The sequence below is a fragment of the Leeuwenhoekiella sp. ZYFB001 genome (assembly GCF_011784865.1).
Lineage (GTDB): Bacteria > Bacteroidota > Bacteroidia > Flavobacteriales > Flavobacteriaceae > Leeuwenhoekiella > Leeuwenhoekiella palythoae.
The window spans coordinates 1,801,288-1,816,884 of the sequence record NZ_CP050460.1 but is presented as its reverse complement, the minus strand read 5'-3'; the positions used below and the strand labels follow the sequence as shown (position 1 = coordinate 1,816,884).

Below are 15,597 nucleotides of genomic sequence, written 5' to 3'. Positions count from 1 at the left end.
ATGATTTTGTACGAAAGTAAGAATATTCATGCCAAAAGCATAAAGCAATCTTGGCGATTATGTACTTTTGGAACAGTTTTAGCACAACATCATTTAAACAAGAATTTGAAGAATTGCAGCTACATATTTTTTCTGTTTTTTTGTGGAAACCTCTTAGCTCAGACTACTGAAACTACAGAGCAGGAACCTGATACTACCGCTACCGAGTATTACCTCGTAGATGGCGATAGTATTGCGCGATCAGCTATTTTTCTTGATGATGTTGTGGTTTTAGGAAGGCTCAAGTTTGATGACAATACGGCTAGACGTAGGTATCTTATTTTAAGACGGAAAACAAGAAAAGTCTGGCCTTATGCAAAACTGGCAGGTGAGCGACTCGTAGAACTCAACGAGCGTCTGGATTCTATGAAAACAAAACGGGATCGCAAGCGTTATACGAAGATCATTCAGCGGTATGTAGAAGATGAGTTTAAAGAAGAGCTGAAGAAACTTACTCGTACCGAAGGTCAAATTCTTGTAAAACTGATGTACCGTCAAACCGGTCAAACGACTTTTGACCTTATCAAAAATTACCGAAGCGGATTAAAGGCTTTTTTACTGAATACTACCGCAAGCTTTTTTGATATTTCGCTAAAAGAAATTTACGACCCTGCTGATGTGCAAGAAGATTATTTGATCGAAGATATTTTGCAGCGTTCTTTTCAGGCTAAGGTTTTAGAACCGCAAGATCCTGCGATTGATGTCAACTTTTTGGAGTTAGAAAATAAATGGCGGAAACCATCAAAAGGGATCAAGTAGTGAAAATCTCAAAAACCAACTGGATTTACATCATTGCCGCTTTAATTACACTTATAGGTTTGGTCACCGGTAAATACTTTTTCCTGTTTTTTGCGATACCGTTTGGCTTCAATTGGTTTGGAAAAAAGAAAGACTAAATTGTTTGTATTTGGCAGCAGGTTGAAAAGCCTCGTTCAAAAAAAATAAATACCTTTGTTTCCCAAAATAGTAGTTCTCCCATTATGAGCCAGAAAGTCTTGCTTAATGCAAAAGAAATAAACATCATTTTAAATCGACTGGCTTGTCAACTTATAGAAAATCATAAAGATTTTAAAGATACTGTTCTTATAGGGATTCAACCCCGCGGAATTTACGTCGCAGAGCGAATTAAAAAACTTCTGGAAGCCGATTATCAAATCCCTGAAATTAAACTGGGCTATTTAGATATCACTTTTTTTAGAGATGATTTTAGACGTAGCGATAAACCGCTGGAAGCTAATAAAACTAAGATCAATTTTGTAGTCGAAGATAAAAACGTCGTATTTATTGATGATGTGTTGTACACCGGCCGTAGCATTAATGCTGCGTTAACGGCAGTACAGAGTTTTGGCCGGCCAAAAAACGTAGAGCTTTTTACTTTAATTGATCGTCGTTTCAGCAGGCATTTGCCCATTCAGCCTAATTATCGTGGGCGTCAGGTAGATGCGATCAATGAAGAAAAGGTTTTGGTAAAATGGGTCGAAAACGGGGGAGAAGATGTTGTATATCTTGTAAATAAGTAATTATAAAGTAACAGAATGAGCGAGTTAAGTGTAAACCACTTATTGGGGATCAAGTATATCACAAAAGCAGATATTGACCTCATTTTTGAAACGGCAGATCATTTTAAAGAAGTAATCAATAGGCCGATTAAGAAAGTTCCTTCGTTACGAGATATTACCATTGCCAATCTTTTCTTTGAGAATTCTACACGTACTAAACTTTCTTTTGAACTGGCGGAAAAACGGCTGAGCGCAGATGTGATCAATTTTTCGGCAGGTGCTTCTTCGGTTAAAAAAGGAGAAACGTTAATAGACACTGTAAACAACATCTTGTCTATGAAAGTAGATATGGTGGTGATGCGTCATCCTAATCCGGGAGCGGGTGTTTTTCTTTCTAAAAATATTAAAGCGAGCATCGTAAATGCGGGCGATGGAGCGCATGAGCATCCTACGCAAGCCTTACTTGATAGTTATTCTATTACTAAAAAGTTAGGAGAAGTCGCCGGAAAGAAAGTCGTGATCGTAGGAGATATTCTCCACAGTCGTGTGGCGCTTTCTAATATATATGCGCTGAAACATTTGGGAGCTGAAGTTAAAGTCTGTGGACCCAAAACTTTAATGCCAAAACATATTGAATCGCTTGGTGTTGAGGTTGAACTTAACCTCAGAAAAGCATTAGAGTGGTGTGATGTAGCCAATATGTTGCGCGTTCAAAATGAGCGTATGGATATCAGCTATTTTCCATCTACTCGGGAGTATACGCAACAATACGGTTTGGATAAAGAATTGCTCGATTCGCTTGATAAAGAAATTGTCGTGATGCACCCTGGGCCTATTAATCGTGGGGTAGAAATTACCAGTGATGTGGCAGACAGCGGCCAATCTATCATATTAAATCAGGTCGAAAATGGTGTCGCAATTAGAATGGCAGTGATATATTTGCTGGCTTCAAAAATCAAACAGCAATGATCATAACCGAAAAAGATTCTTATACCATTCTTGCCGATGAGGAAAACGGAGTAAAAAGTTTTGCTTCTTTTCTTGATTTTATAGTCCCCAAAGCGCACGCTGAAAAGAACTTGGTAATCGACCTTTTAAAATATGAAACCCTTACATTGGAAGAGCTTTTGTACTTTTTACCGCTTTCTAATGCGCAGCGCGCCGCGCAAAAGTCTTTTGTTCTGGTAAATAAGGCGGTTCATATTGATCACGTGCCTGAAGAACTTATGGTGGTGCCTACACTGGATGAGGCTAAAGATGTGATCGATCTTGAAGAAATACAGCGTGATCTAGGGTTTTAAATACTACATTCTTTAAATAGATTTTTATGCAGTAACTTACGCATATTAATCGTTCCTTATTAATGAAGCTTACCATTTTAGGCTGTTACGCAGCAACACCTCGTAGTTTTACTAATCCTACTTCACAAGTATTACAAATTAAAAACCACTTGTTTTTAATTGATTGTGGTGAGGGCACCCAAGTAGAATTACGCCGCAATAAGGTTAAGTTTTCAAAGATTAAGCACATCTTTATCTCGCATTTGCACGGGGATCATTTCTTCGGATTAGTTGGACTTATTTCTACGTTTAGATTACTCAATAGAGAAAAAGAACTGCACGTGTATGGTCCTAAAGGAATCAAACAAGCGATAACGCTTCAGTTGAAACTTTCTAATTCCTGGACCAATTATCCGCTATATTTTCACGAGTTAGAAAGCAAAGAGCCGCAGCTCATATTTGAGGACGAAAAAGTTTCCGTAGAAACCATTCCGTTAAAGCATCGCATTTACGCTAACGGGTTTCTATTCAAAGAAAAACCGGGAGAGCGTAAACTCAATATGAATGCCTGTTTACAGCACGAGATCGATGTGGTGTATTACCGAAAGATCAAAGCCGGGGGAGATGCGATACTCGATGACGGTACAGTTATACCGAACAAGGAGCTTACTTTTGATCCTGATCCACCGCGCAGTTACGCGTTTTGTAGTGATACGATTTATAAGCCAGACAACCTTCCGCAGTTAAAAAATGTGACCTTTTTGTATCACGAGTCTACTTTTTTAGAAGCTCACGCCAAGTTGGCGAATCCTACCGGGCATTCTACCGCGCGTGAAGCCGGTCTTATGGCAAAAGGCGCAAATGCTCACTATTTAATCTTAGGACATTACAGTACCCGCTATCCTGATCTGACCTTGTTTGCTAACGAGGCCAAAGCAGTTTTTGAGAATGTGCTTACCGCTGATGATGGTAAAGTTTTTGATTTTGACGAACTGCCGGTCTAGGATTTAAATTGATTTCTTTTCTTATTTAATTTTAAATTTTGGTAAAAGATACGTTTGTGCTTTTTACCTTTATAGCACATTGATGTACCTTGCTTCAAAATAAGAAAATGGCAGAAGATTTAAGCGATTATAGAAAGTCTTACGAAAAAAGTGAATTAACGATTTCGCAAAGCGAAAACAATCCGTTTGAGCAGTTTAAAAAGTGGTTTCAAGAGACCGAAGCCGTAGCGGGAGAAAGCGAAGTAAACGCGATGACGGTATCTACAATTGGTCTTGATGGTTATCCTAAAAGTCGTGTGGTTTTATTAAAAAGCTACGATGAAAATGGCTTTGTTTTTTTTACCAATTATGAAAGTGAAAAAGGCCAGGCGATCGCTCAAAATCCCAATCTCTGTATTTCATTTTTCTGGCCCCATATGGAACGACAAGTTATAATTAAAGGTCGTGCCGAAAAAGTGTCAGAAGCGACTTCTACAGCTTATTTTCACAGCAGACCTGCAGGAAGTCAGTTAGGTGCTTGGACGTCACCGCAAAGTGAGGTGATTCCTGATCGCGAATTTTTAGAGAAGCGTCTTGCAGACCTAGAAAAAAAATATGCCGCAACCGAAATACCTAAACCACCACATTGGGGTGGGTATCTCGTGGTGCCTACCGAATTTGAATTTTGGCAAGGTAGACCCAACCGTCTTCACGATAGGTTGCGCTATACTCCGGGCGGTGTTCACTGGAAATTAGAACGCCTTGCCCCTTAAATTTACAGTATGAAAACATTATATCTAGTACGTCACGCCAAGTCATCGTGGGAGTTTGATCTTGATGATCACGAGCGGCCCTTAAACGAGCGTGGCCTTTCAGACGCTCCTAAAATGGGAGCCTATATTCGTGAAAAAATTACATTACCACAGCGCATAGTGAGCAGTGATGCTGTTCGTGCAAAAACCACAGCTTTATTGTATTTGAAAGAATTAGGAATCCCGGAAGAGCGGTTAGAGCTTTCGCACCAATTGTATGATTTTAATGGGACGGGTCTAGATAGTTTTATACGATCTTGTGATGATGAGATTGACCGTTTGATGGTATTTGGACACAATAATGCACTGACTTATTGGGTAAATCAATACGGAAATAAACCAATAGATAATGTAGCTACTGCAGCATTTACAGAAATTACCTTTAATGTGAAGCACTGGAGTGAAATAGATCTTGGCGAAACCAAGCTTTACATCAAACCGAAGCAAATTAAATAAATGGATAACCGAATAAATATGGCCACTTTAGAAGCAGATGAAACGCGTTATATTAATAGAGAAATCAGCTGGCTGCAATTTAATGCTAGAGTCTTGCAAGAGGCTGCTGATGAAACGGTTCCGTTGATTGAGCGTTTAAGGTTTGTAGGGATTTTCTCTAATAATCTAGATGAGTTTTTTAAAGTGCGTTATGCCACGGTAAAACGTATTGTAGAAGCGGGTAAAAAAGGCCGTAAGGCTTTAGGCGTTTATGCAGCAGATGAACTTCTTGAGAAAATTACGCGCATCGTAATTCAACAGCAGGAAGAAAGTTTAAATATTATTGATGACATTCTTCAGCGTTTAAAAGAAGAGGGAATTTACGTGATCAAAGAAAATGAGGTTCATTTTCCTGAGCATAGCGAGTACATTAAATCTTTTTTTACCGAAAAAGTAAGTCCGGCTTTGGTTACCATTGTTTTAAGCGATGATCTGGAGCTTCCGCGTATTCAGGATCTTGAGGCGTATCTGACGATCACAATGAAGAAAAAGGGCAGTAAAAAACCTATTTATGCTTTGGTTGAAATTCCTAGTGAGCTTGATCGCTTTGTGGTGCTTCCGCAGGTTGATGGCAACGATTATATTATGATCCTTGATGATTTGATTCGGTATAATTTAGAATCGGTTTTCAGCATATTTGAGTACGATGAGATTTCGGCACATATGATTAAGATCACGCGTGATGCTGAGCTTGATCTTGAATCTGATCTGGGGAAAAGTTTTATTGAAAAGTTATCTAAAAGTGTAAAAGGTAGGGAAGATGCCGAGCCTGTGCGCTTTGTACACGATCAGACTATCGGAGACGATACACTAGCTTTTCTATTGAATAAATTAGGGATTGAAAATACAGACAGTATCATTCCCGGTGGCCGTTATCACAACCGAAAGGACTATATGGATTTTCCTAGTCTTGGCCGTACAGATTTGCTTTACGCTAAGCAAAAGCCGCTACCCATTAAAGGAATCAGTTTAAACGATAGTATGTTTAAAAAAGTCGCAGAAAAAGACTTTTTGCAATACACGCCGTACCACACTTTTGCATATGTGATCAAGTTTTTACGCGAGGCCGCTCTGGATCCTAAAGTAAAAACCATAAAAATTACCATTTATCGTTTGGCCAAACTAAGCCATGTAGCTAGTGCTTTGATCAATGCGGCTAAAAATGGAAAAGAAGTAACCGTACAAATTGAATTGCGTGCCCGTTTTGATGAGGAGAGTAATATGCGTTATGCCAATAAAATGCAGGATGAAGGAGTAAAGCTTATTTTTGGTGTTCCGGGGCTTAAAGTGCACAGTAAAGTGTGTGTTATAGAGCGCTTAGAAGGTTCACGACTTAAACGTTATGGGTTTATAAGTACCGGAAACTTCAACGGTATGACCGCACGCATTTATACAGATTACACGCTATTTACCGCAAATAAGCAAATACTTAAAGACCTGAGTAAACTCTTTAATTTCTTTGATACCAATTATATCGTAAATACGTATCAGCATTTAGTGATCTCACCGCATTATGCGCGTAATACATTTTATAAGTTGATCGATAACGAGATCAAAAAGGTCAAAAATGGAGGGAAAGGATACATTAGACTGAAGCTTAACAGTATGTCTAATTATGCTATCATAGATAAGCTTTACGCGGCCAGCAATGCCGGGGTAAAAATAGATATGATCATTCGTGGCGTATGTTGTTTGATCCCGGGAGTTGAAGGGATGAGTGAGAATATAAAACTGATAAGCATCGTAGATAAATTTCTAGAGCATCCTAGGGTAATGATTTTTGGAGAAGAAGGCGAGGAGAAGGTGTTTATTTCGTCGTCAGACTGGATGACGCGAAATCTCGATAATAGGGTAGAAGTAACTTGCCCAATCTATGATGAGGATATCAAGCAGGAAATTATAGATACTTATACCATCTGCTGGAATGATAATGTGAAAGCCAGAGAGATTACCGCAAAACAGGACAATGCATATCGTAAAAATGATGAGGCTCCGTTGCGCTCGCAGTTTGCGACTTACGATTACTATTTGAATAAACTTACTTAAACTATGATTCAACTAAAGAAATACGGTGCGATAGACATTGGCTCTAATGCCGTGCGCTTGCTGGTAGCAAATGTTATAGAGGTAGAAGATCGCGATCCTATTTTTAGAAAAAGTTCTTTAGTGCGTGTGCCTATTCGGTTGGGAGCTGATGTTTTTAAGGAAAAGAAAATTTCCGAAGAAAATATCGAGCGCATGATTGATACTATGGAAGCGTTTAAGCTTTTAATGAAGGCGCATAAAGTAGTAGACTATAAAGCTTGTGCGACTTCAGCAATGCGCGAAGCCACAAACGGAAGCGAGGTTGTGAAGACGATAAAGAAAAAAACAGGTGTTCAGATCACTATAATTGATGGAAGCGACGAGGCAGCGATTATTGCTAATACCGATTTGAAGTCCCTCATAGCTTCTGACCGCTCTTATTTATACGTTGATGTAGGAGGTGGTAGTACCGAATTTACATTGTATAGCGCAGGAGAGGTAGTTGCTTCTAGATCATTTAAACTAGGAACTGTACGACTACTAGAAGGTTTAGTAGGACATAACACGTGGACCGAAGTTGAAAACTGGATTAAGGAAGTCACTGCCGGACATACCAAAATTGAACTCATAGGTTCTGGTGGAAATATCAACAAGATTTTTAAACTCAGCGGTAAAAAGGACGGCAAACCCTTGACGTATTTCTACATGGTCACGTTTTACGAGTTTTTACAATCTTATACTTATGAGGAACGAGTTACAGAACTTGGTTTAAATCTGGATCGTGCCGATGTGATCATCCCGGCGACCCGTATTTATCTTTCTGCAATGAAATGGAGTAGAGCTAAGAATATTCATGTTCCTAAGATAGGCTTGTCTGATGGTATCATTAAATCGCTTTACAACGATAAAAAGCTGCCGGTTTAGGTTGCAATTAAAAATAGTAGTAATATTGTTATGCTACTTTACTGAACTTCAATAAATTTAAAAATATAATTATGAAGAAATTTTTACTCGGAATATTTCTTTTGGCAGCATTTAATTCTTTTGCGCAAGGAGTACGCTACGGTGCTAAAATAGGTATGAATGTTTCTACTTTGAGTGGAGATGCCTTTGATGACTCTAGTAGTCGCTATGGTTTTGCAGCTGGTGTTTTTGCTGAAATTCCGCTGGGAAATGCATTTCAATTTCAACCGGAATTTTTATACTCCGGGCAAGGTATAAAGCCTAACACAGGGCCTGAATATAACTTTGGTAATGGAGAAGATGGTTTGCCTATGCGTCCATTTGATGAGCGTGCTGAACTTGATTACCTTCAGTTGCCTTTACTGTTCAAAAAGAATTTTGGGAAATTCAATATTCATTTAGGACCGCAAGTAGGCGTTGCTGTATGGAATTCTGACAATCACGAGGTTTATAAAAATTTCGATTATTCAGGAATTGGCGGTATTGGTGTTCAGGTATTTGATTTTCTATCTATTGAAGCACGCTATTCTGTAGGATTTAGAAATGTAATCGAAGAGCGCTATTCAGGCATCGAAGGAAAAAATCAGTATTTCGCTTTAATGGCCTCCTATCGACTTTAAAAAAGCTTAGATAAAAAAATAGCCGGCAACTAGCCGGCTATTTTTTTGCAAGTATCCTTTAATAGGTATATTGAGCCGAAGCTAGTTTATCCGTGAATAGTACCCTCTTTACTAAGGTCTTTCATTATTTCGGCTTCAAAATCTAGAAGATCCTGCCATTTCTTATTGACTTCTTTTTCATCGCCATATTTACGAGCAAAGCCTAAAAACATAGTATAATGATTGGCTTCACTTACCATTAGGTTGTGATAAAATGTGCGTAATTCTTCATCTTCAAGCTCCTGTGATAGCAATCTAAATCGTTCACAGCTTCGGGCTTCTATAAGCGCCGCGTATAACAGACGGTGTACCAATTGTGTCGTTCTACTGCCTCCCTTGGGGAAAAATTTGAGCAATTTATTTACGTAAGCATCCTTTCGATCCTGACCTAAAGTCTTTCCTCTGGCAATTATTTTATCGTGAACGAGCTTAAAATGGCTGATTTCTTCTTTAACCAAAGCAATCATTTCTTGCACCAGCTCAGTATATTCCGGAAAAGAAACAATTAAAGATATCGCCGTAGAGGTTGCTTTTTGCTCGCAAAAAGCGTGATCGGTAAGAATATCATCAATATTCATTTCAACAATATTGACCCATCTTGGGTCTGTGGGTAATTTAAGTCCTAGCATTAGATATCAAGATCAAAAGTTTTACGTAGTAAGTCGAGATCAGGATTTTTATCCTTTAGTTTTTCATATTTCTCACGGGTCGTGTACGCATATTTACGCTCTGCGGCCTCATTGACCGTGATATCAATGGTGATGTCGTAATTCTGCAACTTACGCTTTAAAAATTCTAAAAGTCCGTGTTGCGCGCGTTCTAATTCTACCCGCATAGTATCGTTAGGAAACTCAATCTGAATGGCGGTTCCCTTTAACGTTGGTGTATCAGTTTCTAGATTTGAAGCCAGAATTTTTTCACCTTTTTTCTGAAGTTTTGCCACATATTCTTTCCAGGCGGCTTGCATTGCGATTTCGGTGAAAGGCTCTCGCGGCAGTTTGCTTACATCAACTTCTTTTTCAGTTTGTCGCTCAAGAATTTCTTTTTTGCGGCGTAAACCTTTTAAAGAAAGTCCTGAAACGCGCTGACTTTGATTGATCAAATCGGGCTTTACGCGTGGTTGTTCTTGGGTGATTTCTGGTTCAGCCGCTTGATTTGGTATTGGCTTAGCAGGTTCACCTATCTTTTCCGCTGTCTGCTCTTTGTTTTGAACAGGAGTAGAAACCGGTTTCGATTCTACTGATACATTTTTAGGTGCTTTTTCAGGCTGACTTTTGAAATACGAAGCCGGAATTATGAAATTACGGGCTTTTTTTTTTCTCCATCAAAAGTGATAGAGGCCATTTGCATCAAGCATAATTCAACTAACAGGCGAGGATTGCGACTAGTTCTGTATTTTAGATCGCATTCATTGGCGAGCTCTAAGGCTTGCATTAAAAAGTTGAAGCTTGTTTTTTGCGCTTGCTCGTGGTACTTCTTTTTAGTCTGATCGCCCACTTCTAAAAGAGCAATGGTCGCGGGTTGTTTACAAACCATAAGATCGCGATAATGCGATGCTAGACCTGCGATGTAGTGGTGGCCGTCAAATCCGCGAGCTAAAATATCATTAAAACTTAGCAGTAGTTGGGGGATATTATTTTCTAAAATGAGATCGGTAGTTTCAAAATAGGTGTCGTAATCAAGAACATTTAAGTTTTCGGTTACGGCAGCGCGGGTAAGATTTTCTCCAGAAAAACTCACCACCCGATCAAAGGTAGACAAGGCATCACGCAAAGCACCGTCTGCCTTTTGTGCAATGATGTGAAGTGCTTCTTCATCAGCGGTTATACCTTCTTGCTTAGCGATATCAACAAGGTGCTCGCGTATGTCTTTTACCGTAATTCTTTTGAAGTCAAAAATTTGACAGCGAGATAGAATAGTTGGTAATATTTTATGTTTTTCAGTGGTTGCAAGAATGAAAATAGCGTGTTTCGGTGGTTCTTCCAGCGTTTTTAAAAAGGCATTAAAAGCCGCCGAAGATAACATGTGTACCTCATCAATGATATAGACTTTATAATTACCCACTTGCGGTGCAATACGCACTTGATCTATGAGGTTTCTAATATCATCAACAGAGTTGTTTGAAGCGGCATCCAATTCAAAAATATTAAATGCATAATCTTCATTTTCATCTACAACTTCATCAGCTTCTTGATTGATCTTTTTTGCAAGTATACGTGCACAGGTAGTTTTACCTACACCACGCGGACCGGTAAAAAGTAGGGCTTGAGCCAGATGGTTATTTGCAATGGCATTCTCTAAAGTATTGGTAATGGCCTGCTGGCCTACAACGTCTTTAAACGTGGCAGGTCTGTATTTTCGGGCTGATACTATAAACTGTTCCAATGCAGAAATCTGGTGATGATTAAGATAGAAATCGCTATAATTTCTTACGGAAACAAATATAAAAAGAGCTATATCAATAGGCACCCAATAGCGCTGATTTTTGCTATGATGTTATCAACAATTTTTACATTTAATAAGATTATGAACACGCTGAATGGCTAAGTTTAAAAACGTACTTTTGCGGCAAGCAGACCGCCTTATCGCTCGTGCAAACGAGAGGAAAGTCCGGACACCATAGGGAAACATAGCGGCTAACAGCCGTCAATACTTTAGGTTTCTAGAGTATTAGGACCAGTGCAACAGAAAGAATGTACAGATCATGCTGTAGTGAAATCAGGTAAACTCTATGTGGTGCAATGTCATGTATACCGGCAATGAAGTGCGTCCCGTGCGATGCCGGAGGGTAGACAGATTGAGCAAACAAGTAATTGTTTGTCTAGATAAATGATAAGGGATTACATTTTTGTAATTACAGAACCCGGCTTATAGGTCTGCTTTTTTATTTAGATCGGTCTTTGGTAGCCTTTTAATCCAATCTATTGCTTCTTCTAAAGTGAAAAAAACTTCAAGAGGTTTTTTAAAAAAGGCTTTTTCAAATTGAGCAGCTTCTCGTTTTATCGCTCTATTACTTACCACAGCCATTCCTGCAATATAATCATAGAAAGGGCAGGATAAATAATCTGTAGGATTCACACTGTAATCATTAATCCGTAACGATATATAGCCGTAATAGGTAGCAGGCCCAAAAAAATCAGTGATAATTTCGTGAGCTTGTGCTATGTGTTCCTGCGTGAGATTTACGCCATCAAGTATCTCTGAAATGACAAAATGATCGTAAAATCTTAAAACACAAAAGTTGAGTTTTATGATTTTAAGAGGTTTCAAGTTGGGATTGATTTTTAGTAAAAATACTAAAAATCAGTGTATTATGAATTTCTATTGAAAAAACTAAAAACACTACCCCCATACTTACGCGTCTCAAAACAATTAGAATGTTCTTGTAAATCTGTATGCTTGCTATGTTCTATGATTAAGGTGCCATCATCAGTAAGTAGCTCGTTTTCTAAAACCAAGTCAACGATCTTTAAAAATTCAGAGGTTTCAAAGTCATAAGGTGGATCTGCAAATATGATATCATAGTTTGCAGCACCTCTTGCCAGATAGCTGTAAACATCAGATTTTATGACATTGATCTGCATCTCTAAGTCGTCTGAGGTTTGCTGAATAAAGCGCGCACAAGAAGCGTTGGCATCAACTGCTGTGATATTTTCACTACCTCTGGATGCAAATTCGTAGCTTATATTTCCGGTGCCGGAAAACAAATCAAGTACCGAAACTGTACTAAAAGTATATCTATTGCGTAGAATATTAAACAGCGATTCTTTGGCCATATCAGTTGTAGGCCTTACTGGTAATTTTTTTGGAGCAAGTATACGTCTGCCCTTATAACTTCCGCTGATTATTCTCATAAGCTCAATGGGTAATTTAGAATCGTGTTTTTAAGTTCTTCGGGAGTAGTAGTTTCAGGAGGAACAAGACGAACTTCTCTCACATATTGGTAGATGTACTCATAGTTGGCATCCTCTTTAGTAATAGCTCCGCTTAAGACCAACGGGTGAATTTCAGGATTTAATTGAAGTTGCTCGTAACAGAACAAAATATAATAAACAAAATCCTGAGGTGTATCAAAGTTAAACTGATTGCTCAATAATAGTTTTTTCTCTTGATAAGCAATAACCGAAAGTGTATGCGGTCTAACGTGAACAAAAACTTCGGCAGTTTGTGTTGATGCTACTGCAAGAATGTTGTTTAGTAGTATTGACTGACTGTGGAAGTAAGTAAACGTTCCAAAATGATCAAAAAAGAAATTATTGATATTTGCGTAAGGCACGTAGATATTTACCAATTCTAAGGCCTCGAGCTCGTCGTATACGATGAAATCGGTTTTTAAAATCTTAGTATTGAATTTTAAATAATCGGTGAGATGTTTTTCGTCAAAAAGTGCCTGTGGAACTACTGTAAAAAGTTCGTTGACGTAAACCACAACTACTTCTTCAAAATTCTGTTGAAGATTAGGAGTTGCCTCAATGATCTTTTTAATTTCACTTAAGGCTTTCTCAGGAGAAAGTGATCGCGCAAATGCAATGCTTTTTGCTTCAACACATTGATGCTCTTTATTTTTGATATAAAAAGAAAATCCATCCAGGCTAACCTGGATGGATACTATAAGATTTTCTGGATTTTCCAGATTTTTAGTCCTCTGCATCTCCGTAACTCTTAGGCCAGTTACCGGCTGTTTTAACTTCAGTCATAGAACCTACAGTAAGATAAGCTCCATTTACTCCTTCAACAGAAACCACTTGCTTTTCTTTAGCAACATAATCTTTTGGTTGATCAGCCAACAAAATATCTTTAGAAACTTTTGCTTCAAATACCGGGATTGGCACATCACTCTTTAATATAGTCCCGGCTTCCATTTCAAATTTAGCATCAGCTACTGGAGCAGGAACATTCATCATAGTTTTGTAACGATCAGTCCCTTGAAAAAGAGAATCTTTAACAGAACGGAATCCTAACGTATCAATAATAGTAATCTCCTTGTTAGTATCAACTCGGTAACGACGTGTCGCTTCTTCATCTAATACTAAAGTATCACGGCGTTCAGTAAGTACAAATTCGGCTGTATCAATAAATGCAATTAATTGATCAAAATCTTCTGCAAACTTTCCGGTTATCTGTTTGTAAGCCATTTGAGATTTTTGAATTTCCTTTAGTTTGTTAACGGCTTTTTGATAACGTACAACTTTAAGGTCATTAAATTTTACTTCGCCGTAAACAGCGTTAAAAAGTAAATATCCTAATACTCCGATAACAACCCAAAGTACTAACTGAATTACTATTTTCATTCGATGTGTGGTTTTAGATTTTAATTAAGGTTATAAGCAAATCTACAATTTTTTTTTAATCGTTAAAGAATATCCCCTTAAATTCATTAGTATCTTTACACTTTCAATAATTATTTATGGAGCTGGATCAGCACGCATTTTATAAGCTTTTACTTAAAGATTTTCCTTTTACGCCAACCCAGAAACAAGATATTCTATTACAACAACTTAGCGACTTTATTTTCGAGCCTAAAAACAATTCTATTTACGTTTTAAAAGGCTTTGCCGGTACCGGAAAAACTACCGTGATTGGTACCATTGTTAAAAACTTGTGGAAAATTAAAATGTCATCGGTGCAGTTAGCACCTACAGGAAGGGCGGCGAAAGTCATTTCTAACTACAGTGACAAACCCGCGCATACCATTCATAGAAAAATATATTATCCTAAAAAGGAGCGGGGAGGCGGAGTCTCTTTTACGTTACAACGCAATAAGCATCGCAATACAATTTTTATTGTTGATGAAGCTTCAATGATATCTGATAATGCAGCAGAATCTAAATTATTTGAAAACGGCTCGCTGCTTGATGATTTGATGTCATATGTATATAGTGGTCATAAATGCAAATTACTTCTAATAGGAGATCAAGCACAGCTTCCACCCGTAAAAATGGATTTAAGCCCGGCGCTTGATGCGCGCAATCTTCAAATGCAGTTTGATAAAACGGTAAAAAGCATAGAACTCGATGAAGTTATGCGACAAGCCGAAACGAGTGGAATTCTTAAAAATGCGACTAGGATCAGAGAATTCTTAAATGACGAACTCTACGAAGATTTTAAATTTGATCTGAGCGGCCAAGATGATGTGATACGCCTAATAGATGGCCACGAAATTATGGATGCCTTAGGCGATTCTTACAGAGAATACGGCAATGAGGGGACCGCTATTATTGTACGCTCAAACAAGCGCGCAAATCTTTATAACCAGCAAATTCGCTCCCGCATACTTTTTAAAGAAGAAGAGGTGAGTGCCGGAGATTATTTTATGGTGGTGAAGAATAATTATTTTTGGTTAGATACTAAAAGTGAAGCCGGGTTTATCGCCAACGGAGATATTATTGAAATTCTTGAGATTTTCAGTATAAAGGAGTTGTACGGTTTCCGCTTTGCGGAAGTAAAAATTCAAATGACAGATTATCCTAACTTGGCGCCTTTTGAAACTGTTTTATTGCTTGACACCTTAACTTCAGAAACACCTTCTTTATCCTATGAAGAAGGCAATACGTTATATCAGGAAGTGATGAAAGATTATGCCGATGAGACTTCAAAGTACAAGAAGTTTATGAAGGTTAAGAACAACAAATTTTTTAACGCCCTTCAGGTCAAATTCTCCTATGCGATTACATGTCATAAATCACAAGGTGGTCAGTGGGAAACGATTATGGTAGAACAGCCATATCTTCCTAACGGAATGGATAAAGATTATCTGCGTTGGCTGTATACCGCCGTTACACGTGCGCGCAAAAAGCTGTATCTTATAGGTTTTAAAGACGATATGTTTATCGAAAATTAAG

16 protein-coding genes, 1 other RNA gene and 1 pseudogene are annotated in these 15,597 nt (G+C 38.3%); 13 read left to right on the top strand and 5 right to left on the bottom strand.

The genetic code is table 11. The features are described 5' to 3' along the window. From HCN54_RS08000 to HCN54_RS07950, 11 genes are all read left to right on the top strand, one after another. A complete protein-coding gene (locus HCN54_RS08000; RefSeq protein ID WP_167597287.1) occupies positions 1-798 on the top strand; it encodes a DUF4294 domain-containing protein in 798 nt (265 codons plus the stop codon). Further along, a complete protein-coding gene (locus tag HCN54_RS07995; RefSeq protein WP_167597286.1) occupies positions 798-935 on the top strand; it encodes a hypothetical protein in 138 nt (45 codons plus the stop codon). Before HCN54_RS08000 ends, HCN54_RS07995 begins: the two co-directional genes overlap by 1 nt. Positions 936-1,019: 84 nt before the next feature. After that, entirely contained in the window at positions 1,020-1,559 is a 540-nt protein-coding gene (gene pyrR / locus HCN54_RS07990) for a bifunctional pyr operon transcriptional regulator/uracil phosphoribosyltransferase PyrR (RefSeq protein ID WP_167597285.1), read from the top strand. A 15-nt stretch (positions 1,560-1,574) separates the two neighbouring features. After that, positions 1,575-2,507 (top strand): aspartate carbamoyltransferase catalytic subunit, encoded by a 933-nt coding sequence (locus tag HCN54_RS07985; RefSeq protein WP_167597284.1) that lies wholly within the window; start codon positions 1,575-1,577, stop codon positions 2,505-2,507. Then, positions 2,504-2,839 carry a ribonuclease Z gene (locus HCN54_RS07980; protein ID WP_167597283.1) on the top strand — a complete coding sequence of 112 codons (336 nt, stop codon included), beginning with the start codon at positions 2,504-2,506 and terminating at the stop codon, positions 2,837-2,839. Before HCN54_RS07985 ends, HCN54_RS07980 begins: the two co-directional genes overlap by 4 nt. Before the next feature lie 62 nt (positions 2,840-2,901). Further along, a complete protein-coding gene (locus HCN54_RS07975; protein ID WP_167597282.1) occupies positions 2,902-3,822 on the top strand; it encodes a ribonuclease Z in 921 nt (306 codons plus the stop codon). A 107-nt stretch (positions 3,823-3,929) separates the two neighbouring features. Then, positions 3,930-4,574, top strand: a complete 645-nt coding sequence (gene pdxH, locus HCN54_RS07970) for a pyridoxamine 5'-phosphate oxidase (protein ID WP_167597281.1) — start codon at positions 3,930-3,932, stop codon at positions 4,572-4,574. A gap of 9 nt (positions 4,575-4,583) precedes the next feature. After that, the gene (locus tag HCN54_RS07965) at positions 4,584-5,069 is read left to right on the top strand and encodes a SixA phosphatase family protein (protein WP_072979318.1); all 486 of its coding nucleotides are present in this window, start codon (positions 4,584-4,586) and stop codon (positions 5,067-5,069) included. After that, entirely contained in the window at positions 5,070-7,154 is a 2,085-nt protein-coding gene (gene ppk1, locus HCN54_RS07960; RefSeq protein WP_167597280.1) for a polyphosphate kinase 1, read from the top strand. Between the two features lie 3 nt (positions 7,155-7,157). Further along, positions 7,158-8,057: a Ppx/GppA phosphatase family protein gene (locus HCN54_RS07955; protein WP_072979314.1), complete on the top strand. Its 900-nt coding sequence runs from the start codon at positions 7,158-7,160 to the stop codon at positions 8,055-8,057. A 71-nt stretch (positions 8,058-8,128) separates the two neighbouring features. Continuing rightward, positions 8,129-8,716 (top strand): porin family protein, encoded by a 588-nt coding sequence (locus HCN54_RS07950; protein ID WP_072979312.1) that lies wholly within the window; start codon positions 8,129-8,131, stop codon positions 8,714-8,716. A gap of 86 nt (positions 8,717-8,802) precedes the next feature. Here HCN54_RS07950 and HCN54_RS07945 read toward each other — a convergent pair whose 3' ends face one another. Both HCN54_RS07945 and HCN54_RS17475 read right to left on the bottom strand, forming a co-directional pair. After that, positions 8,803-9,384 (bottom strand): tRNA-(ms[2]io[6]A)-hydroxylase, encoded by a 582-nt coding sequence (locus HCN54_RS07945; protein ID WP_167597279.1) that lies wholly within the window; start codon positions 9,382-9,384, stop codon positions 8,803-8,805. Next, positions 9,384-11,140, bottom strand: a pseudogene (locus HCN54_RS17475) (DNA polymerase III subunit gamma/tau). Before HCN54_RS17475 ends, HCN54_RS07945 begins: the two are co-directional and overlap by 1 nt. Positions 11,141-11,324: 184 nt before the next feature. Here HCN54_RS17475 and rnpB point away from each other — a divergent pair. Beyond that, positions 11,325-11,642, top strand: an RNA gene (gene rnpB, locus HCN54_RS07930) — RNase P RNA component class A. 424 nt (positions 11,643-12,066) lie between these two features. On the opposite strand, the gene rsmD is transcribed toward rnpB, so the two are convergent. From rsmD to HCN54_RS07915, 3 genes are read right to left on the bottom strand one after another with little or no spacing between them, the layout of a single operon-like run. Next, the gene (rsmD, locus tag HCN54_RS07925; RefSeq protein WP_167597276.1) at positions 12,067-12,609 is read right to left on the bottom strand and encodes a 16S rRNA (guanine(966)-N(2))-methyltransferase RsmD; all 543 of its coding nucleotides are present in this window, start codon (positions 12,607-12,609) and stop codon (positions 12,067-12,069) included. Beyond that, entirely contained in the window at positions 12,606-13,406 is an 801-nt protein-coding gene (locus HCN54_RS07920) for a DUF3822 family protein (RefSeq protein ID WP_167597275.1), read from the bottom strand. Before HCN54_RS07920 ends, rsmD begins: the two co-directional genes overlap by 4 nt. Beyond that, on the bottom strand, positions 13,393-14,046 hold the full coding sequence (locus HCN54_RS07915; RefSeq protein ID WP_072979304.1) for a hypothetical protein: 654 nt from the start codon (positions 14,044-14,046) through the stop codon (positions 13,393-13,395). Before HCN54_RS07915 ends, HCN54_RS07920 begins: the two co-directional genes overlap by 14 nt. 116 nt (positions 14,047-14,162) lie before the next feature. Here HCN54_RS07915 and HCN54_RS07910 point away from each other — a divergent pair, with 116 nt between their 5' ends. Further along, positions 14,163-15,596 carry an ATP-dependent RecD-like DNA helicase gene (locus HCN54_RS07910; protein WP_167597274.1) on the top strand — a complete coding sequence of 478 codons (1,434 nt, stop codon included), beginning with the start codon at positions 14,163-14,165 and terminating at the stop codon, positions 15,594-15,596. The last annotated feature ends 1 nt before the right edge of the window (position 15,597 follow it).